26 protein-coding genes are annotated in these 24331 nt (G+C 45.2%); 22 read left to right on the forward strand and 4 right to left on the reverse strand.

Translation table 11 applies throughout. The features are described from left to right. Window positions 1-4 precede the first annotated feature (4 nt). From ICN47_RS09780 to ICN47_RS09860, 17 genes are all read left to right on the forward strand, one after another. Window positions 5-2101 (forward strand): acetate--CoA ligase family protein, encoded by a 2097-nt coding sequence (locus ICN47_RS09780; protein WP_216219750.1) that lies wholly within the window; start codon window positions 5-7, stop codon window positions 2099-2101. 16 nt (window positions 2102-2117) lie between these two features. Further along, window positions 2118-2942 (forward strand): alpha/beta fold hydrolase, encoded by an 825-nt coding sequence (locus ICN47_RS09785; protein WP_216219751.1) that lies wholly within the window; start codon window positions 2118-2120, stop codon window positions 2940-2942. A gap of 5 nt (window positions 2943-2947) precedes the next feature. Then, window positions 2948-4993, forward strand: coding sequence for a 3-hydroxyacyl-CoA dehydrogenase NAD-binding domain-containing protein (locus ICN47_RS09790; RefSeq protein WP_216219752.1), 2046 nt, complete (start codon window positions 2948-2950; stop codon window positions 4991-4993). Window positions 4994-5005: 12 nt separating this feature from the next. Continuing rightward, window positions 5006-5956 (forward strand): D-2-hydroxyacid dehydrogenase family protein, encoded by a 951-nt coding sequence (locus ICN47_RS09795; protein WP_216219753.1) that lies wholly within the window; start codon window positions 5006-5008, stop codon window positions 5954-5956. 44 nt (window positions 5957-6000) lie between these two features. Continuing rightward, a complete protein-coding gene (locus ICN47_RS09800; RefSeq protein ID WP_216219754.1) occupies window positions 6001-7146 on the forward strand; it encodes an acyl-CoA dehydrogenase family protein in 1146 nt (381 codons plus the stop codon). A 47-nt stretch (window positions 7147-7193) separates the two neighbouring features. Further along, on the forward strand, window positions 7194-8168 hold the full coding sequence (locus ICN47_RS09805) for a tripartite tricarboxylate transporter substrate binding protein (RefSeq protein ID WP_216219755.1): 975 nt from the start codon (window positions 7194-7196) through the stop codon (window positions 8166-8168). Between the two features lie 3 nt (window positions 8169-8171). After that, a complete protein-coding gene (locus tag ICN47_RS09810) occupies window positions 8172-9530 on the forward strand; it encodes an MmgE/PrpD family protein (protein ID WP_216219756.1) in 1359 nt (452 codons plus the stop codon). Between the two features lie 47 nt (window positions 9531-9577). After that, on the forward strand, window positions 9578-10363 hold the full coding sequence (locus ICN47_RS09815) for a class II aldolase/adducin family protein (RefSeq protein ID WP_216862650.1): 786 nt from the start codon (window positions 9578-9580) through the stop codon (window positions 10361-10363). Window positions 10364-10488: 125 nt separating this feature from the next. Beyond that, window positions 10489-11463, forward strand: coding sequence for a tripartite tricarboxylate transporter substrate binding protein (locus tag ICN47_RS09820; protein WP_255538991.1), 975 nt, complete (start codon window positions 10489-10491; stop codon window positions 11461-11463). Window positions 11464-11468: 5 nt separating this feature from the next. After that, window positions 11469-12365: an amidohydrolase gene (locus tag ICN47_RS09825; protein WP_216219757.1), complete on the forward strand. Its 897-nt coding sequence runs from the start codon at window positions 11469-11471 to the stop codon at window positions 12363-12365. A 1-nt stretch (window position 12366) separates the two neighbouring features. Continuing rightward, the gene (locus ICN47_RS09830) at window positions 12367-13359 is read left to right on the forward strand and encodes a D-2-hydroxyacid dehydrogenase (protein ID WP_216219758.1); all 993 of its coding nucleotides are present in this window, start codon (window positions 12367-12369) and stop codon (window positions 13357-13359) included. A gap of 41 nt (window positions 13360-13400) precedes the next feature. Then, window positions 13401-14591, forward strand: coding sequence for a CaiB/BaiF CoA-transferase family protein (locus ICN47_RS09835; protein ID WP_216219759.1), 1191 nt, complete (start codon window positions 13401-13403; stop codon window positions 14589-14591). Continuing rightward, window positions 14591-15406 (forward strand): enoyl-CoA hydratase, encoded by an 816-nt coding sequence (locus ICN47_RS09840; RefSeq protein WP_216219760.1) that lies wholly within the window; start codon window positions 14591-14593, stop codon window positions 15404-15406. Before ICN47_RS09835 ends, ICN47_RS09840 begins: the two co-directional genes overlap by 1 nt. Window positions 15407-15427: 21 nt before the next feature. Beyond that, entirely contained in the window at window positions 15428-16414 is a 987-nt protein-coding gene (locus ICN47_RS09845) for a zinc-binding dehydrogenase (RefSeq protein WP_216219761.1), read from the forward strand. Continuing rightward, window positions 16414-17379, forward strand: coding sequence for a tripartite tricarboxylate transporter substrate binding protein (locus tag ICN47_RS09850; protein WP_216219762.1), 966 nt, complete (start codon window positions 16414-16416; stop codon window positions 17377-17379). Before ICN47_RS09845 ends, ICN47_RS09850 begins: the two co-directional genes overlap by 1 nt. A 31-nt stretch (window positions 17380-17410) precedes the next feature. Next, window positions 17411-18370 carry a tripartite tricarboxylate transporter substrate binding protein gene (locus tag ICN47_RS09855; RefSeq protein WP_216219763.1) on the forward strand — a complete coding sequence of 320 codons (960 nt, stop codon included), beginning with the start codon at window positions 17411-17413 and terminating at the stop codon, window positions 18368-18370. A 27-nt stretch (window positions 18371-18397) separates the two neighbouring features. After that, window positions 18398-19078 (forward strand): RraA family protein, encoded by a 681-nt coding sequence (locus ICN47_RS09860; RefSeq protein WP_216219764.1) that lies wholly within the window; start codon window positions 18398-18400, stop codon window positions 19076-19078. 6 nt (window positions 19079-19084) lie between these two features. Here ICN47_RS09860 and ICN47_RS09865 read toward each other — a convergent pair whose 3' ends face one another. Then, entirely contained in the window at window positions 19085-19432 is a 348-nt protein-coding gene (locus tag ICN47_RS09865) for an HNH endonuclease (protein WP_216219765.1), read from the reverse strand. 86 nt (window positions 19433-19518) lie between these two features. Here ICN47_RS09865 and ICN47_RS09870 point away from each other — a divergent pair, with 86 nt between their 5' ends. From ICN47_RS09870 to ICN47_RS09880, 3 genes are read left to right on the forward strand one after another with little or no spacing between them, the layout of a single operon-like run. Then, on the forward strand, window positions 19519-19788 hold the full coding sequence (locus ICN47_RS09870) for a TIGR03643 family protein (protein ID WP_216219766.1): 270 nt from the start codon (window positions 19519-19521) through the stop codon (window positions 19786-19788). Continuing rightward, on the forward strand, window positions 19785-21323 hold the full coding sequence (locus ICN47_RS09875; RefSeq protein WP_216219767.1) for a cryptochrome/photolyase family protein: 1539 nt from the start codon (window positions 19785-19787) through the stop codon (window positions 21321-21323). The genes ICN47_RS09870 and ICN47_RS09875 overlap by 4 nt, the downstream gene beginning before the upstream one ends. Continuing rightward, window positions 21324-21494, forward strand: a complete 171-nt coding sequence (locus tag ICN47_RS09880; protein WP_216219768.1) for a DUF2256 domain-containing protein — start codon at window positions 21324-21326, stop codon at window positions 21492-21494. It begins immediately after the preceding gene. Window positions 21495-21507: 13 nt separating this feature from the next. On the opposite strand, the gene ICN47_RS09885 is transcribed toward ICN47_RS09880, so the two are convergent. After that, window positions 21508-22203, reverse strand: a complete 696-nt coding sequence (locus ICN47_RS09885) for an SDR family NAD(P)-dependent oxidoreductase (protein WP_216219769.1) — start codon at window positions 22201-22203, stop codon at window positions 21508-21510. A 62-nt stretch (window positions 22204-22265) separates the two neighbouring features. Here ICN47_RS09885 and ICN47_RS09890 point away from each other — a divergent pair, with 62 nt between their 5' ends. Together ICN47_RS09890 and ICN47_RS09895 are read left to right on the forward strand one after the other, a co-directional pair. Continuing rightward, the gene (locus ICN47_RS09890; protein ID WP_216219770.1) at window positions 22266-22679 is read left to right on the forward strand and encodes a DCC1-like thiol-disulfide oxidoreductase family protein; all 414 of its coding nucleotides are present in this window, start codon (window positions 22266-22268) and stop codon (window positions 22677-22679) included. 24 nt (window positions 22680-22703) lie between these two features. After that, window positions 22704-23132 (forward strand): DUF2452 domain-containing protein, encoded by a 429-nt coding sequence (locus ICN47_RS09895; protein WP_216219771.1) that lies wholly within the window; start codon window positions 22704-22706, stop codon window positions 23130-23132. A gap of 7 nt (window positions 23133-23139) precedes the next feature. Here the strand turns inward: ICN47_RS09895 and ICN47_RS09900 are convergent, their stop codons facing one another. Further along, a complete protein-coding gene (locus tag ICN47_RS09900; protein WP_216219772.1) occupies window positions 23140-23739 on the reverse strand; it encodes a nitroreductase in 600 nt (199 codons plus the stop codon). After that, on the reverse strand, window positions 23723-24190 hold the full coding sequence (locus ICN47_RS09905) for a nuclear transport factor 2 family protein (RefSeq protein ID WP_216219773.1): 468 nt from the start codon (window positions 24188-24190) through the stop codon (window positions 23723-23725). The genes ICN47_RS09900 and ICN47_RS09905 overlap by 17 nt, the downstream gene beginning before the upstream one ends. Window positions 24191-24331 lie beyond the last annotated feature (141 nt).

The following is a 24331-nucleotide window of genomic DNA, read 5'->3' on the forward strand; positions in this document are numbered from 1 at the left end:
AAAGATGAGTAATGCAATTTTAAAATTAATGGAGCCGCGCAGTATTGCTGTGATTGGTGCCTCGACAGATCCTAAAAAAACAGCCGGTAGACCGATCGCCTACTTACAAAAACATCATTTCAAGGGAAAAATTTATCCCGTCAACCCACGGGTAGAAGAGATTGCCGGTATAAAGTGCTACCCCGATATTGAATCGCTGCCCGAGACTCCAGACGTTGCCATCATTATGGTGGGAACTGATAAGGCACTGAGCGCAGTTCAAGAGCTGTCTCGCATGGGTACGCCAGCAGCCATCGTCTTGACTAGCGGCTTTGCAGAGCATGGTCCTGAGGGATTAAGAAAGCAAGAAGAGTTAATTGTAGCTGCGGGCGCAATGCGTATTTTGGGTCCTAACACCATTGGTATGGTGAATGTTACTGACGATATTCCTTTATCACCCAGTAGCGCCTTGGAAATGGATGAGTTTCCAAAGGGTGGTGTCAGCGTAGTGTCTCAAAGCGGCGGCATACTAGGATCATTACTCTCTCGTGCAGCAGCATCTGGGTTGGGCTTGTCTAAATTAGTCTCCACCAGTAATGAAGCGGATTTGGGAATGGCTGATTTTGTGAATTATTTAACAGATGATCCCAGTACTAAAGTGATCGTTCTGTATCTGGAGAGTATTCGTCATCCTGAAAAATTTCGCGCAGCGGCATTAAGAGCAAAGCAAGCGGGCAAGCCAATTGTGGTTTACAAGGTAGGAAAATCAGAGGCAGGTATTAAGGCTGCTGTTTCTCATACCGGCGCTTTGGCTGGTAGCGACAAAATGTATGACGCCTTATTTAAACAAACTGGCATTATTCGCGCAAATAAGTTCTCAGACTTTTTAGATATTCCTGCGGCACTGTCATCTGGCAGGGTTTTAAAGGGCAAGCGCGTAGCTATTTTGACTTCAACAGGCGGCGCTGGAACCTTAGTGGCGGATAGTTTGGGCGAGTGGGGATTTGAAACGCCTGTCCCAGATGATAAAACGGCTGAGCGACTACGCGCACTCCAGCCTGGAGACCAAGCGGTTTTAGATCGCAATCCAATTGATGTCACCTTGGCAGGATTGCAGCCTGATTTATTACGCGGGGCGATTAGTGCATTGTTGGATAGTCCGAGCTACGACGCATTAATTTTGATCCTAGGATCATCCAGTCTGTCGATGCCTGACTTAATGGCTGGCGCTGTTCGAGATTGTATGCAGACAAGTGATAAGCCAGTCATTGCATATGTCAGTCCTCATGCACCGATTGCAGGCGCCTTAATGACGAAGCTTGGAGTGCCTGCTTTCTCACAACCTGAAAGTTGCAGCGTGGCTTTATCCAGCATGTTGCATGCTAATGGTTTACGTGGCGGCATTACTGAGACAGGCTCTGTAGCAACTATTCCAGCTGGACTTGATCTTGCTTCATTACATGGCTCTTTAAATGAGTTTCAAGCCAAGAATCTCTTCTCCGCTTTTGGTATTCCAGGGGTGCGCGAGGCAGTAGTGGAGGCTACCAATCCAAATTTAGATGCCTTGAAAGCGCTTGGCGACAAGTGTGTTCTCAAGATTTTGTCTAATGAGATTACTCATAAGACTGAAGTCGGGGGAGTTGCTCTTAATGTAGCGATTGCGGATATTCCAAGTAAGCTCATTGCGATGGCTGCAGAAGTCAAACAAAAATCTGGCTCGATTATTCAAGAGTTCCTCGTCCAAGAAATGGCCTCTGGTGGAATGGAGTTCATGGTGGGTGTGCACCAAGATCCTTTGGGTACGGCTATTTTGGTTGGTATGGGCGGAGTGACGGCAGAGCTCTTTAAGGACACCAGCATGCGCTTGATTTCTCCAGGCAAAGCATTGAGTAAGCAAGAGGTATTGGAAATGTTGCAGGAGCTTAAAACCTGGCCGTTATTAAATGGATATCGTGGCCGACCCCAGTGTGATGTCGATGCCCTCGTCAAAGCAATTGTGCAATTTTCAGAAATGGTTGCTGCTCTAGGTGAGCGTCTGATTGAGTGTGAAATTAACCCGATCTTTGTTTTTGCTCAAGGACAAGGCGTAAAGGCTGCAGACGGTATTGCCGTTTTGAATTAAATAAAAATTCATTAAGATGACTCAGGCCCTAGCTCATAAAACCCAACTCATCCCTTATCGGGATGGGTTTGTGGCTTGGCATGAATTCGGTAGCCCTGTACCCAATCAATTGCCATTAATTCTGTTGCATGGTGGGCATGGAAGTTGGGAGCATTGGGCGCGCAACCTCGATGGCTTGGCAGGGCACTTTCATATATTTGTGCCAGATATGCCTGGTTTTGGTCAATCTACTTTCTTTGATGGTCAATTCCAGTCTGGAATGATGGAGCCGATGATTGCCACCATGAATGCCCTATTTGGCGAGAATAAATTAGTCAATATTGCAGGCTTTTCATTTGGTGGATTTGTGGCAGCCCATTTAGCGAATCAGCGAAAACATATTGCCAAATTAGTGCTTTTGGGTAGCGCAGGCCATGGTGGTCCACGTCGACCAAGGGGTGAGTTGCTTGCTTGGAAGGAAATAGAGTCCAGTGGCGATATCCAGAAATTGAATGAAGTCATGCGTGAGAATCTGTATCAGCAAATGATCAGTACCTATGAGCGGGTCGATGCAGAGGCGATTCGTATTCATCGAGATGCCTGTATAGCCACTCGCTTCAAGAGTAAGCCGATTGCCAGGCCGGGCGGCCTGGCAGAGCAGCTTGAGCAATACTCTGGACCTGCACTATTAATATGGGGTGAGCATGACATTACTTGCGACCCTGAATATCTCATTGAAAAATTGGTGAGCGGACGCAGTAATCGGGCAAAAGAGCTCGTAATTGATGCTGGTCATTGGGTTCAGTATGAAAAACCTGATCAAATTAACGCTAGCTTGATTCAATGGTTTGAGTCAGCATAAAAAATATGACAAGCAAAATTAATATTCACCACGAAGCAGATGTCATGGTTATTACCGTGAACAATCCGCCAATTAATGCGGGATCTACAGAGGTTCGTAAGGGACTCCTGGAGGCTATCGAACTATTTCAGGGCGATCCAAAATCCTCTGCGGCTGTCATCATTGGTGGAGGGAGTACCTTTATTGCAGGATCGGATATCAAAGAGTTTTCTCAGCCCTTGGCTGAGCCTCACTTGCCGAATGTGATTAGCGCTATTGAGAATTGCCCTAAACCAGTGGTCTGTGCTTTACATGGTGCCGCTCTAGGAGGTGGGTTTGAGTTGGCTTTGGGGTGTGATGCACGTATTGCACTGGAAGGTGCATTGGTCGGTTTGCCAGAGGTGACCTTAGGCATTATTCCTGGCGCCGGAGGCACTCAACGTTTACCAAGACTCATTGGTGTTGAAAAGTCGATTGAATTTATTTGTGCTGGCACACGCATCAAGGCCGATGAAGCTCTCAAACTGGGCATTATTAACAAACTGGTTAAAGAGGATCTTTTGGGGAACGCCATTCAGTTTGCAAGATCCCTGATTGGTCAAAAAAATCGTATCCGCGACATTGCTACGCCAAAAGCTGAAGCGTCTAGTGTGTTAGCTGCTACCCAAAAGGCATTGAAGGCGGGCAAGAATCGTCCAAACGTAAATAAAGCGATTGAGATGATTAGCAATGCGCTGACTTTGCCCATTGATCAAGGATTGGCAATTGAGCGCGAGGTATTTCAGGAGCTACGGATTGCCACTGAGGCTAAGGCATTACGCCACCAATTCTTTGCTGAACGTAAGTTATTTAAAGCATTGGGTAGTGATGAACAAAATCTAAAGACGATTGAGCAAGTTGCAGTCATTGGCTCTGGAACGATGGGTTCTGGAATCGCAATGGCTTGCCTATCTGCTGGATATAAAGTCCTGATACTGGATCAAAATGAAGTGGCCTTAGCAAATGGCGCTAAAAAGGTAGTAGATTTTTATGAATCTCGCGTTAAAAGCGGCAAGATAGCAGAAGATAAAGCGAGTGCAATTCTGAAGGGCTTTACTCACTCTACACAATGGGCTGATATCGCGTCAGCAGACTTAATCATCGAAGCGGTATTTGAAGAGATGGAAGTAAAGCATGTGGTCTTCCAGAAGATTGAAGAAAATGCTAGTCCTAATGCATTACTCGCCTCCAATACATCCTATTTAGATATTGATGCTATTGCCATTAAAACCAAAAACCCATCTCGTGTATTTGGTTTGCATTTCTTTAGCCCTGCACAAGTGATGAAGTTGATTGAAATTGTGCGTTGTAAGCAGACCGAGCCAAGTGTTATTACAACTGCTCTGCAATTTGCAAAGCGTTTAGGTAAAACACCCGTGATTAGCGCTAATGCTTTTGGATTTATTGGCAACCGTATTTATGCGGCCTACCGTCGTCAATGTGAATTTATGTTGGAAGAGGGGGCTTACCCCGAACAGATTGATAAAGCCTTAGAAGAATATGGATTTGCTATGGGTCCATTTGCCGTGTCGGATATGTCAGGATTAGATATTGCTTGGGCCATGCGCAAGAGTCAGGCTGCAACAAGAAACCCTGAGCATCGCTATGTCAATATTGCAGATCAACTTTGCTTAGCGGGTAGGTTTGGACGCAAAACGGGATCAGGGTTTTACCAATACCTTGATGGCAAAAAATCGAATGCAGTCGATTCTTTTGTTAAAAAGATAATTGTTGAGGCAAGTGATGCAAAAGGTATTACTCGCCGTGAATTTACCAATACAGAAATTGTGAATCGCGTATTGCTTGCCATGATGAATGAAATCGCCCATTTAGCATCTGAGAAGGTGGTGGGTGATGTCACTGATTGTGACGTCGCACTGGTTAATGGGTATGGCTTCCCTCGTTGGTGCGGAGGTCCTGTATTTATTGCCCGTGAAATGGGCAAGGACAAGCTTGAGTCTGAAATTGCTAACTTAGCAAAAATCAGTGGGCCTGGATTTATGAAAGCCAATCTTGATGGCTTATTCGAATAAAGAAAGCTCGCTATGCATATTGTGATATCTGACGACCACCAAGACTGCATTCGGCATCTTTCCTGTTTTGAGAAATTACAAGGCCATACCGTAGAGATTTTTAACAATAGCGTGAGCGGTACCGATGCTCTTGCAGAGCGTTATAAAAATGCCGACGCAATTGTGTTGATTCGTGAAAGAACAGTCATTACGAGAGAGTTGCTAGATCGCCTCCCCAAATTAAAGGTGATTTCTCAAACCGGAAAAATGGCATCCCATGTGGACCTGCAGGCCTGTAAAGAAAAAGGCATTGTGGTGATGGACGGCAGGGGTTCTGGGGCTGCCACAGCAGAGTTAAATATGTTGCTTATCTTGGCATCCTTGAGAAAGCTAGTTGAAGAGGTTGCTAGATTAAAGAATGGTCAGTGGCAAGGCTATCTCGGCGACCAGTTAGCAGGCAAAGTCCTGGGTGTCTATGGATTTGGACGGATTGGTAAACAGGTCTGTCATTTGGGAAAAGCATTTGGTGCTAAACCATTGGTTTGGGGTCGCCAAAGCAGTCTTCAAAAAGCTGCTGAAGAAGGATTTGCCGTGGCCTCCTCGAAAGAGGATTTCTTCCGTACTAGCGATATCGTGTGCTTGCAACTCAGACTTAACGATGAGACGCGTAATATCGTGCGCACTCAAGATTTAGCCATGATGAAGCCAACTTCATTATTAGTAAATGCTAGTCGTGCTGAATTGATTGAGCCAGGCGCTCTAGAAGCAGGGCTAAAGCAAGGACGCCCTGCATATGCCGCTATAGATACCTATGAATCAGAGCCAATCTTAGGGGCTAATCATCCATTACTGCATTTACCTAACTGTTTATGCACCCCACATATTGGTTTTGTAGAGAGAGATAACTACGAAGCCTATTTTGGTATTGCTTTTGACAACATCAACGCTTATTTGGCGGGCTCACCACAAAACTGTGTGAACTAACAAAATAAAACACGAAACAAAACATATAGCAAAGAAAGTGAATCATGGATTTTCATTTAAATAGCGAACAAAGAGCTTTTGCAGATGCAGTCGGTAAATTTGCCGAAAAAGAATTGGCACCAGGCGCCTTAGAGCGTGCACACAGCCCTGAATATCCATGGGTGATTGCGCAAAAAATCAGCGAGCAAGGCCTTTTAGGTATAGCTTTTCCAGAAAAAGATGGCGGCATGGGCGGGACATTAATGGATGCCGTGATTGCCATTCAAGAGGTGGCAATGCATTGCCCTAAATCAGCCGATGTGGTGCAGGCAGGAAACTTTGGTGCGATTAGAACATTTGTTGAATATGCTAGTGACGCACAAAAGGAAAAATATTTACCTGACTTGTTGGCCGGAAAGAAAATTCTTGGTTTGGGTATGAGTGAGCCGGGAGCAGGCTCTGCGGTGACAGAGTTGGCAACTTCTGCCAAAAAAGTAGATGGTGGTTATTTAATCAATGGTTCTAAGGTGTTTTCAACGCATAGCCCTGAGGCAGGTCTCTTTCTGGTGTATGTCCGTTTTGGTCCAGGATTAGACGGTATTGGTTCTGTATTGGTTGAGCGAGATGCGCCAGGACTCACAGTTGGTCAGCCAAATAGCTTCATGAGTGGCGAAGAGTGGTCGCAGCTTTACTTTGAAGATTGCTTCATTTCTGATGATGGACTTCTATTGGGGCCGGGCGGATTTAAAAAGCAAATCAGTGGATTTAACGTAGAGCGTATTGGTAACTCTTCACGTGCTTTGGCGCTCGGACGTTATGCGTTTAACAAGGCAAAGGAATACGCCTCTGTACGCGAGCAATTTGGGAAGCAAATTTGCGAATTTCAAGGAATTCAGTGGAAGTTTGCAGAGATGGCTGTCAAATTGGATGCTGCACAATTAATGCTATATCGTGCTGCAGTCAATGCCCAAGAGGGATTGCCTTCTGCTTATGAAACTACTGCTGCAAAGTTAATTTGTAACAACACTGGATTTGAGGTGGCTAATGAGGCGCTACAAATCATGGGTGCGACTGGTTACAGCCAAGAGACTTTGGTTGAGTATTGTGTGCGACGTACGCGCGGCTGGATGATTGCAGGTGGTTCTATCGAGATTTTGAAGAATAGAATTGCGGAAGAGGTATTTGACCGTCGTTTTAATCAAAGAGCATAGTATTCATTCATAAATTATTCACTATTAAAAAAGTAGAGAGACAAAAAATGAAATCCTTGAAACAGTTAGCACTGCTGTTAGCTTGCGCATTGATGTTGGTATCCAATGCCTTCTCGCAAGGCGCAGGAAATTACCCAGATAAGCCTATTAAAATTATTGTTTCGTTTACCGCTGGTGGTACGACAGATATTTTGGCTCGTGAAGTTGCCAACCAGATGAGTATTCGCTGGAAGGTGCCAGTCATTGTTGAGAATAAGCCAGGGGCTGCCGGGAATTTAGGTACCGAGGTAGTAGGTAGAGCGCCACCGGATGGCTATTTATTGCTGGCCAATTCGATTGGGCCAATTTCCATTAACCCAACACTGTTCGGCAATTTGGCAGTAAACCCACAAAAAGCATTGCAGCCTGTAGCTCTATTGGGCGATGTGCCGAATATCTTGGTAGTTCCAGCAAGTTCTGGTGTGAAGACTTGGAAAGAGTTTCAAGCTTATGCCAAAGCAAATGCTAGCAATCTCAATTACGGCTCTACAGGTATTGGCACTACAGCACACTTAATTAGTTTCTTGTTTTCACAAAAGACCGGAATTAATGCTACTCATATTCCATATAAAGGGGCTGAAGCAACCCGAGACTTAGTTGCGGGACGTTTGCAATTTATGTTTGCTACAGCGCCTTCAGTGATTCCGCTAATTAAAGCTGGTCAGTTAAATGCCATAGCGGTTTCATCCAAGAAGCGAATTAGTGCAATGCCAGATTTGCCAACACTCAATGAGCTTGGTGTGGAGATTGCGACTGGTGCTTGGTTTGGCCTATTTGCACCAGCAGGAACCAATCCAGCGATTGTAAAAAAATTGAATGAAACGGTCGTGAGCATTTTGGAAGAACCTGTCATTCGTCAGAAATTGCTTGGTCTGGGTGCTGATCCTGTTCTCATGAACGTTCAAGAATTCACTAAGTTTGTTCGGGGAGATTTCGCCTTGTGGGCGCCAATCGTTAAAGCATCTGGCGCTAAGCCCGAATAAATCATGACCTTGTTACAAGAATTTGGGAAGTTCATTGAAGCTAGCTATCAAACTAGCTTCGCCCCATCAACCATCCATAGCGCACGCCGTGTACTTTTGGATTGGCATGGGGCATTGATTGCTGGAGCTGATACAGATGCTGCCTCTAAGTTAAGAGAGGCTTATCTAGAAGAGCTTGGAGTTGGGCAATGCTCCATCGCAGGAAGCCACCAGAAGGCATTCTCAAGAGCAGCAGCTTTCGTAAATGGCACTATCTCCCATATCGCTGAGTTTGACGATATTTTTAGAGATGGGGCTTACCATCCAGCATGCCCTACGATTTCAGCAGCATTTGCATTGGCAGAGTCTCGCAATGAGTCGATTGAAAATTTATTGGCGGCCATCATTGTTGGATACGAAGTTTCAACCCGAATCAGTAAGGTCATTCAACCAAGTCATTACCAATACTTTCATACCACTGGTACTGCGGGAGTATTTGGTTCTGCAGCAGCATGCGCTTATTTACTAAAGCTCAATGCATCTCAGGCTTGTGATGCATTGGCGACTGCAGGCACCTTCGCCAGTGGATTACAGCAGGCATTTCGCTCTGACTCCATGACTAAGCCTATGCATCCAGGTCATGCCGCAGAGGTTGGTCTTAATGCTGCATTGACTGCGCAGGCTGGAATGACCGGCACCCCAGATTTACTGGAGGGGGAGGCGGGATTTGGTGCGGCGCTGTGTGAGAATCCACGTTGGAACGAACTCTTTGAGGGATTGGGGTCCGGTTGGAATATTGAACATATGACCTTTAAGAATCATGGCTGCTGTGGACACAACTTTCCAGCGATTGATGCGGTATCGCATTTACTCAATGCGCATGCGATTGAGGCCGAGCAAATTCAGAAAATTCGGGTAGGGGCTTACAAGGCAACCAACGAAGTTTGTCGCTACATACATCCAACAACGCCATTTGAAGCAAAGTTCAGCTTGACCTATACCGTTTCTGCCAGAATTATTTTAGGTCGCGTGCGTGAGAGAGCATTTTTAGAGGCTGCATTAAAAAATCCTCAGATTTATGCAATGGAAGATAAGATTGAGTTATCAGTAGATCCAGAATGTGCTGCTAAATTTCCTCTGCATCGTTCAGCGAAGGTCGAAATCGAATTGAATGATGGCTCGATTTATACCCACCATCAACACACACGACATGGCGATCCTGATGAGCCGCTCACGGATCAAGAATTGACGGATAAATTTCTTGAACTTGCAGAGCCTCGGATTGGTATGCAACTGGCTCAGACAATCTCAGGGGAAGTACTAGGGGGTAAGTCTTTATCTGTCAGGGATTTAGCTAAATTATGGTCAAAAATGAGCTATTGATCACCGAATTACTTAAAATATCAGTAGTAAATCATTAGGTGAAAATCATGACAGTAGGACGCTTGGAATTACCCTCTCTCAAAGATAAAGTTTCCCCAGAGGAATGGAAGGCACGTGTAGATCTCGCTGCTTGCTATCGCTTGATTGCGCACTATGGAATGTCTGACATGATGGCCAATCACATTACCATCCGCGTTCCAGGAGAGGAAGGAGCTTTTCTAACCAATCCCTATGGAATGATGTATGAAGAGATGACTGCTTCCTGCTTTCTGAAGATTAATCATGAAGGCGAAGTCTTATTCAAGCCTGACTTTGGTGAATTGAATTACGGTTTTAATAAGCCAGGATATATTTTGCACAGTGCAGTACATAAGGCACGACCTGAAGTCGATTGTGTAATTCATACGCACACACCAGCAGGCATGGCAATTTCCTCTCTCAAATGTGGTTTATTGCCAATTAATCAAACTGCAATGCGCTTTCTCAAGATTGGTTATCACGACTATATGGGCGTCGTGCTCGATATGGCGGAACAAGAAGTATTGGTACGGGATCTTGGAAACGCGGAGGCAATGATTTTGCGTAATCACGGCTTATTAACTGTGGGTAGATCAGTTGGCGAAGCCTTTAACTGGATGCATCGACTAGAGACCTCATGCCGTGCTCAATTGGCGGCTATGGCTTGCAATACTGCGTTTCAGGAGGTGCCACCAGCAGTCTTAGAGGAGACCTATATGAACTATCAGCCACAAACACGTAGGCCTTATGGTTTGATGGAATGGCCAGGCTTATTGAGGTTTGTGGATCGTATGGATCCCAGCTTTAAGGATTAACTCAGAAAGAGTGGTTTTAAGGTAGCATGGGCTGTTGGGGGGAGGGCTATCTCCCTTCAACGGACCAGTAGTAAATCAGTAGTACAAAATAAAAAACACAAAAGCGAAAAACGCTGGAGACAAACATGTGGCAAATTTTTTTCCAAAGAGGGGCCTTTGGCATCTTGATGCTTTGCTGTTCCTTTTGGGTGGCAGCACAAACTTATCCTAGCAAGACGATTACTTTAGTAGTGCCTTTTGCTCCTGGCGGCAATGTTGATGTGATTGCTAGATCCATTGCACCATCTCTTGCCAAGGTTACTGGTCAGTCGGTCGTTGTTGAAAATAAGGCGGGAGCTGGTGGCGCGATTGGATCTGCTTATGTTGCTCGAGCTGAGGCTGATGGCCATACTTTATTGGTTGCAACCACCAACACGATTTCAGTCTTACCTTACATGCTCAAGACACCTCCTTATAAGCCAGATAGTTTTGAGCCAGTAGGACTTGCTGCAGTTTCTCCACTGGTATTAGTAGTGCGCAAAGATGACAAGCGCTTTCCGAATGCGAAAGCAGTGCTTCAGGCTGCAAAAAATGCACCTGGTTCAGTCTCTGTTGGGCACGCTGGACAGGGCACTTCTAATCACATTGCAATTTTGCGTATGGAAGACGCTACTAAGGCTAGTTTTAATATCATCCCTTATAAAGGTTCGGCCCCTGCCTTAACAGACCTCATGGGAGGACAGATCGATTTCGTGGTTGATCAAATTACCAGCTCAAAGCCTTTTGTTGATTCTGGAAGCTTAAGAATTTTGGCGGTGATCTCTAAGGATCGCGATCCTGGTTTGCCGGATTCTCCAACCTTGCGTGAAGCAATGGGATTAGATTTAGATGCCAGTACTACTGCGGGCATTTTGGCCCCCTTGGGCACTTCGCCTAATGTAGTGAAGTCTCTGAATGCATCCCTGAGAAAAGCAATTGATGATAGTGGTGTACGCGGACGCTTAAGAGTATTAGGTAGCACTGCACGTTCATCTACTACTCAAGAGTGGGCAGCGATGTTAAATCAAGAATCAATTAACTCCCAGGCTTTATTGCAATCTGGAAAAATAAAGGCTGAATAAATTAAATGACTCGCGCTTGTTTACCTCCAAAATCGGAATATACCCCAATTAATTTTTCAGTTCCTGCGGGGGCATGCGATAGCCACGTTCATATCTTTGGACCTTTTTCCAAGTACCCATTGGCAGATGACCGTAGCTACACCCCACAAGAATTTTCACCAGCCCAGTTTGCAGCGCACCTCGATCGCATTGGTTTTGCTCGGGGTGTATTGGTTACTGCTAGTGTCTGTGGCACCAATAATGGTTCTTTATTAGAGGGGCTTGAGAAGTATCCAGATCGGTTCAGAGGTGTAGTGGTGCCCGATATTAATGTGACCGATAAAGAATTAGATCGTTGGCATGACTTAGGCGTTCGTGCTGCCCGTTTTAATTTATTGCAAATTGATGGCAAGCCCATGTATCGCAATGGAGTGGGTCTTGAGGTATTGCAAAAGTTAGCGCCGAAGTTTGCGGAGCGAGGATGGCATGCGCAGATTTGGGCTCATGCTCCGGATCTTCCGGAGCTGGCACCAAAACTACTGCCCTTGGGTTTGCCGTTGGTAATCGATCATATGGGGCGAATGAATACCAGTCATGGCCTGAATAATCCTGGCTTTCAGTTTCTGTGTCGAATGCTTACGGAAGGAAAGGGCTGGGTCAAGATTTCGGGGGCTGATCGTATCGGCGATCTGAGCAAAGAGTATGCAGATGTCGATCCTTTTGCGAAAGCCTTGCTAGCAGCTAATCCTGATAATGTGGTTTGGGGTACTGATTGGCCTCATATCAATTACTTTGATACTGCCTCAGTTCCTGATGATGGCGTATTGCTCAATTTATTGTCACGCTGGATTGATAAGCCTGCAGACTTAGAGCGGGTGTTGGTCTCTAATCCTGCGCGTCTTTACGACTTCCCTAAAGCTTAATATGTCCTTACGAATTTTGGTCAGCCCTAAAGCCTTGCCTGACTTAGAAGCACTTCTGAGTAAGGAGGCAAGTCTATCTGTTCGGTTGCTTAATAGTGCAGAGCAGAAGCCTGGCGTCCAGTTTGATGCTGCTTTAATTTCAAGAGATGTTACAGCCACATCAACTAAGCAAAAAATTATTCCTTCTACCCAGACTTTTTATGATCTGCTATTGAGCTCGCCAGACTTAAAGTGGGTGCAAATTCATTCTGCTGGTGCGGATCGTCAAATTTATTTAGATCTGATGAAGCAGGGCGTTACTATTTCCGGATCTTCCGGAGTGAATGCGCCTGTTGTGATGCAAAACGCCATTGCTGGAATTCTGATGCTGGCACGGAAATTTCCACAAATGCTCAAAGCGCAAACAGAACATCGTTGGGACTCCTTGATTAACTACCCATTGCCTGAAGATTTGAGCGGGCAAACGGCTGTGATTGTGGGAAGAGGCCCCATTGGCGATGCGATCACAAAGACGTTGCATGTGTTTGGCGTTAAAAAAATCTCGGTTGGATTTAATACAGCCCTCAAAGAAAATCAGCCGCCAAAAGACGGGGTGATTCATATCTCTCAGTTACATCAAGTTCTGCCTCAGGCCCAATGGCTGGTGCTAGCCTGCCCATTAAGTGATGACACTCGTGGTGTTATTGATCGCACTGCATTCAATCTCCTTCCGAAGGGTGCTCACATCATCAATATTGCGCGTGGCGAAATTATTAACGAGCCCGATTTAATTGCAGCATTGCAAAGTAAAAAATTAGGCGGCGCTTATTTGGATGTGTTTGCGTCAGAACCTTTGGATCCTGCTTCTCCACTTTGGGATATGGAGAATGTAATTGCGACACCTCACTCTGCTGGTCACTCTGCCGGCAATGAACAAAGAGTGCTGGAATTATTTGTTAAAAATCTTCACCTATTTGCTCAAGGGCAAGTATTAAAAAATCAAATTGCAAGTTAACCAACCCCTTTTTTAATTCGTTTACTAATCGAGTAACTCTTATGCCTCATATGCCTGCTTCAGCCGCCTTAGCGCGTTTTCGTGTCATTGACTTAACCCAAGTTCGTGCGGGTCCTACTGCTTGCCGTCAGCTTGCCGATTGGGGCGCTGATGTGATTCAGGTGCAGATGCCTGATCACATGCGCGGCGATGATACTTTAGGTGGTCAAGATGGATCTGACTACCAGTACACACACCGTAATAAGCGATCTATTACCCTCAACCTCAAGGAGCCTGAGGGCATTGCGATTTTGAAGCGACTAATTGCCAGTGCTGACGTGGTTGTGGAGAACTTCCGTCCTGATGTGAAATTTCGTCTTGGCATTGATTACGAAACTTTAAGTAAAGATCATCCAGGTTTGGTCTATGCCAGTATTTCTGGGTTTGGACAAACGGGACCATTAGCCCAGCGCCCCGGATTTGATCAGATTGCGCAAGGCATGAGTGGCTTGATGTCGGTGACTGGTAAATCAGGTGATGGCCCAATGCGTGTTGGCATTCCCATTGCAGATCTTTGCGCTGGCATATTTGCTGCCCAAGGCATCTTGGTTGCTTTGTTAGAGCGTGATGCTTCTGGCAAGGGGCAGTGGATCCATACCTCCTTATTGGAATCCATGATTTATATGATGGATTTTCAGAATTCCCGCTGGTTAATTGATGGCGACGTGCCAACCCAAGCAGGTAACTACCATCCAACCAGTATCCCCACTGGAGTCTATAAGGCAAAAGATGGCTATATGAATATCGCTGTTTTTGGATCCAAGATCTGGGAGCGCTTTTGCGACATCGTTGGTGCGCCTGAGTGGGTTACCGATGAGCGCTATAAAGACAAGCAGGGTAGATCCATTAATCGCGATTCCATCAATGCTGAGATTAACCGTCGCTTAGCTGCGCAAGATCGCGCTTATTGGGTTGAGCGCTTTAATGCTGGTGGTGTTGCCTGCGGTCTGATTAACGATGTTAAAGGTGTATTTGAGGAGCCTCAAGTCCAACATCTAGGGATCGTTAAAGATGTAGTGTCTATTCACCATGGCCCACAAAAAATGGTTGGTCAGCCAATGCAGCTTGGCCGTACCCCCAGCACAATCGTACGCTCAGCACCTAAGCGTGGTGAGCATAGTGAAGAAATCTTAAAAGAGCTCGGCTTAGAAGCCGCCGAACTCTCTAGCCTCAAATCTAAAGGAGTGTATTAATGAGTGCCGTTGAATATAAGTCCATCACTGAGCGTGTCAAAGTTTGGTTAGATGAGGATGGCAGCACCTTACAAATTCAATTTAATAATCCCGATCGTCACAATGCACTTTCAGTCGATATGTGGGAAGCGGTAGCCCCCTTATTAAATACTGCAGAGGGAGATGACCGGATTCGCTTGGTAGTTTTTACTGGCGCAGGTGAAAAAGCATTTGTTTCGGGTGCGGATATTACGCAGTTTGAGGATATGCGTGCTGCTCAGGAGGCGGTATCTCGTTATGAGCAGATGGCTGAACAAGCTCTGATGGGTATATATAACTTCAGCAAACCGACACTCGCTTGCATTAAGGGCTACTGTATTGGTGGCGGAGTTAATGTGGCAATGAGCTGCGACATTCGTATCGCTAGTACTGATTCAGTATTTTCCATTCCAGCTGCTCGCTTAGGATTAGGCTATCGCTATTCAGCCTTAAAGAACTTGGTTGATTTGGTTGGTCCAGCAATGGCAAAGGATTTATTTTTCACGGCTAGACGTATTGATGCCAAAGAGGCACGCGATATTGGCCTCATTACACGGGTATGTGAGCCTGGTGACTTAGCAGCATTACAAGTGGAGTACAAGCAAGCCTTGGCTGCCAATGCTCCAATTACCGTTGGAGCAGGTAAGGCCATCATTGCAGAGATTCTGAAAGCTTCTCCTGAGATTGATTACGACAAATGTCGTCAATTGATTAAAGATTGCTTTGATAGTGAGGATTACGCTGAAGGTAGACGTGCCTTTATGGAAAAACGTAAACCCGTCTTCCGCGGTAAATAAAAAGATAAAAGAAAGTAAATCATGAAGTCATATTGGATGCAAAGTGATGGCGTTAATGCAGATATCGCATTGCGTGAGGTAGATCGACCAGTGCCTGGCCCTGGTCAAATGTTGATACGCGTCAAGGCAGCAGGTTTAAATCGCGGAGAATTTATTCTCGGACATGGTCTACATAAGGCAGGCACTGCAAAGCAAATTGGTATGGAGGCAGCTGGCGAGATAGTGGCTTGCGGAGACGGGGTCACAGGCTTTAAGGTCGGCGATCGCGTGATGGGCCGTTGCCCTGGTGCCTTTGCAGAATATGCCTTGATGTCTGAGTCTGAAACGATGTTGATGCCCAGTTCTTTAGATTGGAATCAGGCAGCAGCGCTCCCGCTCACTTCATTGGTGGTGTTTGATATGTTAGTAGTGCAGGGTCACTTAAAACCTGGTGAATGGGTATTTGTTACTGGAGTTACTTCAGGCGTTGGCGTATCTGCTCTCACTATGGCAAAAGCGCTAGGTGCAAAGGTCATTGGCACCTCTGGTTCTCAAGAAAAACTTGATCACTTAAAGGCCTTGGGCTTAGATTTGGGTATTTGTACTCGCGAGCCCAATTTCTATGATGCTTTGATGAAGGCAACTGATGGCAAAGGTGTCGATTTAGTAGTGAACACCGTTGGCGGATCCGTGTTTGCTGAATGTATTCGTTCGATGGCTTTTCAGGGTCGTTTGGCTACCGTTGGTTACGTGGATGGCGTCCTTAAAGCAGAAATGGATATTGAAGCTTTGCATGCAAAGCGCCTGACCCTCTTTGGCGTATCAAATAAGTTGCGAACCGCAGCACAGCGCTCAGCTGCTATGCCAGATTTTAAAAAGTTAATTCTGCCGCTCATAGAAACAGGAAAGATTGTGCCCATGGTTTATAAAACACTTCCTTTTGAGAAGTTGCTGGAAGCAAAAGCCATCATGGATACCAATCAGCACCTCGGCAAGATTGTCTTAGCAGGAACGTCGGAGGAATCCTAATGCGTCACTTGAAATTTCTGCCGCTAGTTCTGTTTGGTTTACTTGCCTCAAACATTCAGGCACAGAACTACCCTAATAAGCCGATTAAACTCATTGTGGGCTTTGCGCCTGGTGGCGCTGCTGACTATGTAGCTCGAAATATTAGTGTTCCTTTAGGCCAAGCCTTAGGTCAGCCGATTGTGATTGAAAACAAGCCTGGTGCTGGCTCTAGTATTGCGGCAGAGCAGGTTGCTAAATCGGCGCCCGATGGTTACACGATCCTGATTGCTAGTCCTAGTAGCATTTCTGTAAATCCTGCTTTAAGTCCTAAGCTGGGATATAAGCCGAGCGATTTTCAACCAATCAGTAAACTCACGAGTTCTCCTGTGGTGATTGCTGTTTATCCAGGCGCTGGTATCAACTCTATTAAAGAATTGATTGCAAAAGCCAAGCAAGATCCAGGATCATTAAATTATGCAACCTCGGGCAATGGTTCTGCTCCACACTTGGCAGCTGCTTTGTTTGGGCAGGTGGCTGATGTCAAAATGACCCACATTCCTTTTCGGGGTGGATCACTGGCTATTCAATCGGTAATTGCTGGAGATACGCAACTGACCTTTGGTACTCCGCCATCTGTATTGCCGATGATTCAGGCTGGGCGTTTGAAAGGTTTAGCTATTTCAGCGAAGGATCATTCCCCTTTGGCACCAAACATTCCGGGCATGAAAGAGGCGGGCCTGCCTGATTACGCTATTGAGTTTTGGTATGGTCTATTTGTCCCTGCTGGAACGCCGCCCGCAATCGTTCAAAAATTATTCGAAGCCACACAAGCTGCTTTAAAACAACCCAATGTCAAAGCATCCTTAGCGCGTGAGGGTACTGATGTTTCACTCTCGAGCTCTCCAGCCCAGTTTGGAAAATTTCTCACAGAGGATGAAAAGTTCTGGGTGAAGTTGGTGAAGTCTGCAGATGTGAGTGTGGATTAGAAATACATAGAAATAGAAAAAAGAGACTGTAATGAAAATCCATCAGCTTATTTTGGCCGTACTGAGTAGCGTTGCGATCAATGCTTTCGCTGCGTATCCTGATAAACCAATCACCCTGGTAGTGCCTGTTCCCCCGGGTGGAATTCTGGATGCAGTGGCGCGGATGATTGCACCGGAGATGACCAAAATTTTAGGTCAGCCGATTGTGATTGAGAATAAAACAGGTGCCGGCGGAAATATCGCTGCTACCGCTGTTGCTAAATCTGCTCCCGATGGATATACCTTGCTATTGGGTTATTCCATGTTCCATGTTGCTAATCCATCAATGTATGCCAACTTAGCTTGGGATCCTATTCGAGACTTTGCGCCAGTCAGTATGCTAGTTGTATCGCCTCACGTGCTTGCTGTGAATCCTTCTGTGCCTGCCAATACTCTGCAGGAGTTGGTGAATTATGCAAAAGCCAATCCGGGTAAATTAAATTACGCTACTTCAGGTAATGGATCTGTACCCCATATTGGTGTTGAGCTTTTTAAACAGCAAAACCAATTAAATATTACCCACGTCCCTTATCGTGGAGCTGGTCCAGCGATGTTAGATGTGATTGCCGGGAATGTGCAGATGACGGTAGCGACACCGCCTTCTTTAATGCAGTTTGTACAGCAAGGGAAAATGAAGGCGCTAGCAGTAGCCGCAAAGAAACGTATTCCGCAAATGCCAGATGTTCCGACTTCTGCCGAAGCAGGTTTTCCTGGTTTTGAGTTAGAAGCTTGGATTGGTATTCTGGCCCCGGCTGGAACTCCACCTGCAATTGTTGCGACGCTCAATGATGCCGCTAGAACTACGCTGAATAATCCCCAAGTTAAACAGGCTCTTGAAAAGTCTGGGGTGGAATTGCGTTATATGAATCCTACGCAGTTTGATGCCACGATTCGCAAGGACATTCAATACTGGTCCAAGGTGATTAAGACTGCCAACATCACTGTAGATTAAATTGAAGAAGAATTTAAAGAATAAAAAATGACTGATACAAGTAAATCAAATCAATTTATAGAACGAGCCAAAAAACTCGATTGCGCAGCGATTAGTGATGCGCTCGATCGTTCAGGAATAGCAGGGCAGTGTTACAAGATTGCCGCTTGTGACCCTAAATTTAGGATGGTGGGCCATGCCTATACTGTTTTATATCGCCTTGCCAATCCTGATGAAGAAGGTAATGTAGGCGAATACATCGATGATGTTCCTCCTGGTAATGTGATTGTGATTGACAATCAGGGGCGCGATGACATGACTACCTGGGGCAATATCTTGACGGAGATGGCCCATCAAAGAAAGGTAGCGGGTACCGTTATTGACGGCATCAATCGGGATGTCTCTTTATGCCGAGAATTAAATTACCCTATCTATAGCAGCGGCTATTGGATGAGAACTGGCAAGGGCAGAATTCAGTTGGTCGGCTTGCAGGTGCCTGTAAAAATTGGCGGAGTTTCAGTAAATCCAGGCGACTTAGTGTGTGGCGATCCTGATGGCGTAGTGGTAGTTCCTAGTCAGATGCAAGAACAAGTATTGACCTATGCAGAAGAGATCGTTGGCAGAGAAAACCAAGTGAGAAAAAGTATTCGCGAAGGAATGCGGATGGATGAGGCAAGAAAGCTGCAAAAGTATCATTTCTTACAAAGCCAGGACTACGATAGGAAATAATTTTTCTTAATTGCTTCGTAAGCGAGTACTTTTCCTCACTCTTTCATAGAAGCTATTGGGTTTCGTTTTAACCCATTGAGTAAATTTTTTCATCTCAGGATGCTCCCTCAGAATGGCCGCATGATTTAGTTTGGTAGCCAATTCTGTTTCGGTGAATAAGGCATGAATTTGCTTATGGCAGATGCGATGTAGGTATTCAGTAGCTCTACCACCCTTGGATTTTGGGATGAGATGATGCGCATCCTTTTGGGAGTCCGGAATTGCGCGATCACAGATAGGGCAAATGAGCGCAAGCTCTTTTTTCGCCATTGGTGCTTCTAGAGCAATCTGTTTTTGCCGTATTTTGCCAAGCATCTGTTTTATCTATACATCAATACTGACCACAAAATGAGGTGGCATGGGGTTCTGCTAGTTTAGTAAATAAGCCTTAAACTTGCTGGGTGCCAAAATCCCTTGCTAAATCCCTTCTAGATTCAGAGGTATCGCGCCTAATAGAAATGGCTTGGGAGGATCGTACCCCATTTGATGCCATTGAAAAATCGTTTGGCTTATCTGAATCTCAAGTCATTGAATTAATGCGCAGTCAGTTAAAACGTTCCTCGTTTGAACTCTGGAGAAAAAGAGTCACGGGAAGGGCGACCAAACATAGTGCCTTACGCAGTAAAGAGGTTCAACGAGCCTATTGCCCAACACAATACAAAAGTAAATGAAGGCAGTGACTAGGCTAATATTGATTCTTGGGGATCAATTAGATCTCCAGAGCGCCGCCTTAAAGGGCTTTAGACGTGAGACTGATGAGATCATCATGATCGAGTCGGCTAACGAGGCTCAATATGTATGGTCCCATAAAGCAAAGATCGCTTTATTTTTGTCGGCTATGCGGCACTTTGACAAGAGCCTTAAAGATCAGAAATACCCGCTGACCTATATCCAGGAGTCTTCTTTATCCATCATTGAGGTGTTAAGAGAGCAGATTCTTCAAAAGAAAATAAGTCATTTAGTGTGTATCGAACCGGGCGAGTGGCGTCTCAAGCAATCAATCGAGGACCTGGCTACAGAGCTAAAGATAAAGCTCGAAATTCTGGAGGATGAGCATTTTTACTGCAGCCCTCAAGAGTTTAAAAAATGGGTGGCCGATAAAAAAGAAATCAGGTTGGAGTATTTTTACCGCCTCATGCGCAAGACTCACAATATCTTGATGGACAAAGATGGTAACCCTGAGGGTGGGCAATGGAACTTCGATCAAGACAATCGAAAGCCTTATCCCAAAAAGGGTCCTGGACTCATTGATGCGCCGAAGCGTTTTGAGCCCGACGAGATTACACAAGCAGTATTGGGATTTGTTGAGAAGACTTACAAAAACCATCCCGGCTCATTAGAAAGCTTCAACTGGGCGGTAACCAGAGAGCAGGCCTTGGAAGCATTGCAATACTTTGTTGAATATCGCCTCCGAAACTTTGGAATGTATCAAGATGCTATGTGGATTGATACACCCTTCGGCTGGCACTCCATCATCTCCAGCGCGCTTAATTTGAAGCTCTTAAATCCCCGGGAAGTGATTTCAGCAGTATTACTTGCTTGGAAAAAAGACGCTTCTCTTGAGCTTTCCAGTATTGAGGGATTTATTCGGCAAATATTGGGCTGGAGAGAGTTTGTTAGGGGGATGTATTACCTCGATATGCCTCAGATGGCACTAGATAATTTCTATGAGCATCAACGCGCCCTTCCAAAATGGTATTGGACTGGCCAAACCCAGATGGCCTGTATGCAAGACGCCGTTGGTCAAACCTTAAAGTATGGCTATGCACACCATATTCAGCGCTTAATGGTGACAGGCAACTTCGCACTCTTAGCAGAAATATTACCTAGCCAGGTATGTGATTGGTACCTGGCTGTTTATGTGGATGCGATTGAGTGGGTAGAGTTACCTAATACCGCTGGAATGGCTTTGTTTGCAAATGGCGGACGCTTTACCAGTAAGCCCTACATCGCTAGTGGTGCCTATATCAAGCGTATGAGTAATTATTGCGGCACGTGTAAATACAAGCCTGATATCCGCTTCGGTGAATCTGCTTGTCCAGTGACCACTTTGTATTGGAATTTCTTAATCAAGCATCGCACCCAGTTTGAATCTAGTCCACGCACGAGATTAATGACAGCGAATTTAAAGAGAATTAGTGATTCTGATCAGTTGGCCATACAAGCGCATGCACAAACCATCCTAAACAACTTGGATGCTCTGTAGGTGAAAGAAAAATCATCTACCTTTAAAGGCAACAAAAGCTTTTTACCAAGTAAACCCTGCGTTGTCTGTAACAAAGAGATGACCTGGAGAAAATCTTGGGAAAAAAATTGGGAGTCGGTAAAGTACTGCTCAGACGCCTGCAGGAAAAAAGCTCCTAAGACGACTTTATAAAAGGGAGCTTAGGTTACCAAGGTAATCGCTCACCCGAGTAAGCGATGAAAGTCCCTGAATCTTCTTTGTTAAGACTTTCAATCACGCGAAGCATATCGCTTGCAGCATCAAGAGGTGGCCTGCCAATCTGCTCTCCCCGAAAAGGTTGAGATAGTCTTGAATTTACTGTGCCGGGATGTATAGCAACAAGCGCGGTATTGGGTTTTGTTCTGGCAAATTCAATTGCTGCTGTTTTAATTAACATGTTGAGCGCTGCTTTAGAAGCGCGGTAGCTATACCAACCCCCAAGGCGATTGTCTTCAATGCTGCCAACTTTAGCCGAGAGGCTAGCCATAATGCTATTTTGTGGATCCAGCAACTTGGAAAAGTGCTTAATAGTTAAGACGGGGCCAATCGCATTGATCTTCATGAGATCCATGAGTTGATCTGAGTTGATGTCTTCTAATCTTTTTTCGGGCATCCAGTCAGCAGTATGTAATACCCCAATCGTATTAATAATGAGCTGAAAAGGACCCTGCGAGGTAAGTGCTGTAGCAGCTGCTTCAATAGACTCAGGCTGCTGGTAATCGATCGGAATCTCAGAGTGTCGGTGTAAGCCAATGACGCTCGTGCAGCCAGGATTGCTTTGTAAAAGCGCCATAAAGGCTGATCCGATGGTGCCAGAAGAGCCAATGATGAGGGCGTTAAAGGGTTGGGATAACAGTGCCATAAGCTCTTTTAGTAAAGTAGGTGTCTTCAGCTAGTTTATTGAATAAGTCTTAAACTTACCTGGTGAGCCAACAATTGCAAAAACTAAGCCTCTTTTACGACGGTGCCTGTCCATTATGTCAGGCAGAGATTCTATTTTTGTCTGGGCGTAACCAGAATCAGTTGCTAGAATTTATTGATATCAATTCTGCAAAATATGATCCTTTGAAGGTGGGAGTTTCATGTGAAGAGGCGTTGGCGGCCATGTATGGCCAATATGCCGATGGCACGCTGATTAATGGGGTTGCTGTTTTTCCAGCAGCTTATCAAAGAGCTAACTTGCCAAAACTGGCTTGGGTCTTTTCAAGAAAATCTTTGCAGCCAATGCTGCAAATAGGATATCGATTTTTTGCCAAGAACAGACATGCAATTTCTGGGTTACTAGGACCAGGAGCGCTTTGGTTAGTCAAATCCACAAGATTAAAAACGAATCAATAGCGCATTCAAGAATTAGGAGTTAAGGTGAGAATAGAAGACAAAGATCCAGCAAGACATGCTGGCATTGAGTACCCAATGGAGGTTGGTGCCCCCGTTTTTGCGCCAATTAAAGTGGTTGAGGAAAAAGACAAGGCCGTCAATGTCGCCAGACAAAATGCGAAGCTTGAATACGATCGCATCATGGAGCAAGCCGAAGTATTGATGAAGCAAGCAAGAGCTTTGCAAGCAAGGCTAGACGCTACTGAAATGGTCCATTGCGCTAAGTTTGGCTTTAATCCTATCCATGGAAAGATCTATCACCTCTATTACGATGAGCGCAATCAGATCAATGTCTTGATTCAAAATGGCCCCCAGGGTTGGAGTTGCGGAATTCCCGATGGCTGGAATTATTTGATGGCTGTCAAAAAGTTAGGTGATAGCACTTGGGCGGTGATCGAAGAAGATGAGGTCTAGCAATACATCAAAGGCTAGAGCAATAATCACTAGCTTCAGGTCTTTGCTTATTAGGCTTATGGGTAGCTATAGTGCCAATAGTAATGAAACACAGGGGTTCTTCTTGATCCTTCAGGGAAAAGAGTTCTCGCATCTTTTTGCTATAAAGGGCCTTACCGCTTGATAGTCCTGACCCAAATCCCAATGCATTTGCCATGAGTAATACATTCTGAATAGCGCATCCAGCGGAAATGAGCTTTTCTTGTGAGGGAATATTATCTAAATTGTTGTTTAATTTAGCGGTGGCTAGCAATAGAAGTGGACCGCGAAACGCTTTTTGCTTTGCCTCATCAATTTGAATGGATGAGGCACCTGGATCTCGATCCATGAGGTCATCCGCAAATAATTGACCTAAGAGCTTGCGCCCTTCAGGTGTGAGCTCATAAAAGTGCCAGGGCGTTATCTTTCCGTGATCTGGCGCAGCACCTGCAGCATTCAGGATCTCTAATTTTTGCGAAGAATTAGGCCCTGGCGATATTAGTCTCTTTGGGGATACGTGCTGGCGGCTATGAATGAGTGCGCTAGCAAGACCACCTATTGAATCAGCGTCCTTAGAATCCAAAATCACTTAATCCAGGATAATCATCTGGCCTTCTACCTAGAGGCCAGAAGAATTTTCGATCTGCTTCTTTGATGGGTAAATCATTAATGCTGGCAAAGCGCCTCATCATGAAGCCATTTTCGTTAAATTCCCAATTCTCATTGCCGAAACTACGACTCCAGTTACCAGAATCATCATGACACTCGTAAGCAAATCGAACAGCTATACGGTTATCTGTATATGCCCAAAGCTCTTTAATGAGTCTGTAATCTAATTCTTTATCCCATTTTCGACGTAAAAACTCTTTAACCTGTTCTCGCCCCCTAGGAAATTCAGAGCGATTACGCCAGATAGTGTCTTCGGTATATACCAAAGACACTTTTTCAGGGTCGCGTGTATTCCAGGCATCTTCAGCCATTCGAATTTTTTGAATTGCGGTTTCTCTAGTGAAGGGAGGTAGCGGCAGTTTTTGTTCCATTTTTCTTTCTCTTTAAACGTAGATTCAAACACGAAGTGCAACACGGTTTAAGGACTGCATAAATACTTCATTGGGGGTTTTAAATCCTAATCGTTTTCTAGGTCGGTTGTTTAAACGGTCTTGGATCATTCTAAGCTCCTT

This window comes from Polynucleobacter sp. AP-Latsch-80-C2 (assembly GCF_018882185.1).
GTDB lineage: Bacteria > Pseudomonadota > Gammaproteobacteria > Burkholderiales > Burkholderiaceae > Polynucleobacter.

Coding starts and splice junctions, on each gene's coding strand:
- ICN47_RS09780 (WP_216219750.1), top strand. CDS start 5: ATGAGTAATGCAATTTTAAAATTAATGGAGCCGCGCAGTATTGCTGTG.
- ICN47_RS09785 (WP_216219751.1), top strand. CDS start 2,118: ATGACTCAGGCCCTAGCTCATAAAACCCAACTCATCCCTTATCGGGAT.
- ICN47_RS09790 (WP_216219752.1), top strand. CDS start 2,948: ATGACAAGCAAAATTAATATTCACCACGAAGCAGATGTCATGGTTATT.
- ICN47_RS09795 (WP_216219753.1), top strand. CDS start 5,006: ATGCATATTGTGATATCTGACGACCACCAAGACTGCATTCGGCATCTT.
- ICN47_RS09800 (WP_216219754.1), top strand. CDS start 6,001: ATGGATTTTCATTTAAATAGCGAACAAAGAGCTTTTGCAGATGCAGTC.
- ICN47_RS09805 (WP_216219755.1), top strand. CDS start 7,194: ATGAAATCCTTGAAACAGTTAGCACTGCTGTTAGCTTGCGCATTGATG.
- ICN47_RS09810 (WP_216219756.1), top strand. CDS start 8,172: ATGACCTTGTTACAAGAATTTGGGAAGTTCATTGAAGCTAGCTATCAA.
- ICN47_RS09815 (WP_216862650.1), top strand. CDS start 9,578: ATGACAGTAGGACGCTTGGAATTACCCTCTCTCAAAGATAAAGTTTCC.
- ICN47_RS09820 (WP_255538991.1), top strand. CDS start 10,489: ATGTGGCAAATTTTTTTCCAAAGAGGGGCCTTTGGCATCTTGATGCTT.
- ICN47_RS09825 (WP_216219757.1), top strand. CDS start 11,469: ATGACTCGCGCTTGTTTACCTCCAAAATCGGAATATACCCCAATTAAT.
- ICN47_RS09830 (WP_216219758.1), top strand. CDS start 12,367: ATGTCCTTACGAATTTTGGTCAGCCCTAAAGCCTTGCCTGACTTAGAA.
- ICN47_RS09835 (WP_216219759.1), top strand. CDS start 13,401: ATGCCTCATATGCCTGCTTCAGCCGCCTTAGCGCGTTTTCGTGTCATT.
- ICN47_RS09840 (WP_216219760.1), top strand. CDS start 14,591: ATGAGTGCCGTTGAATATAAGTCCATCACTGAGCGTGTCAAAGTTTGG.
- ICN47_RS09845 (WP_216219761.1), top strand. CDS start 15,428: ATGAAGTCATATTGGATGCAAAGTGATGGCGTTAATGCAGATATCGCA.
- ICN47_RS09850 (WP_216219762.1), top strand. CDS start 16,414: ATGCGTCACTTGAAATTTCTGCCGCTAGTTCTGTTTGGTTTACTTGCC.
- ICN47_RS09855 (WP_216219763.1), top strand. CDS start 17,411: ATGAAAATCCATCAGCTTATTTTGGCCGTACTGAGTAGCGTTGCGATC.
- ICN47_RS09860 (WP_216219764.1), top strand. CDS start 18,398: ATGACTGATACAAGTAAATCAAATCAATTTATAGAACGAGCCAAAAAA.
- ICN47_RS09865 (WP_216219765.1), bottom strand. CDS start 19,432: ATGCTTGGCAAAATACGGCAAAAACAGATTGCTCTAGAAGCACCAATG.
- ICN47_RS09875 (WP_216219767.1), top strand. CDS start 19,785: ATGAAGGCAGTGACTAGGCTAATATTGATTCTTGGGGATCAATTAGAT.
- ICN47_RS09885 (WP_216219769.1), bottom strand. CDS start 22,203: ATGGCACTGTTATCCCAACCCTTTAACGCCCTCATCATTGGCTCTTCT.
- ICN47_RS09905 (WP_216219773.1), bottom strand. CDS start 24,190: ATGGAACAAAAACTGCCGCTACCTCCCTTCACTAGAGAAACCGCAATT.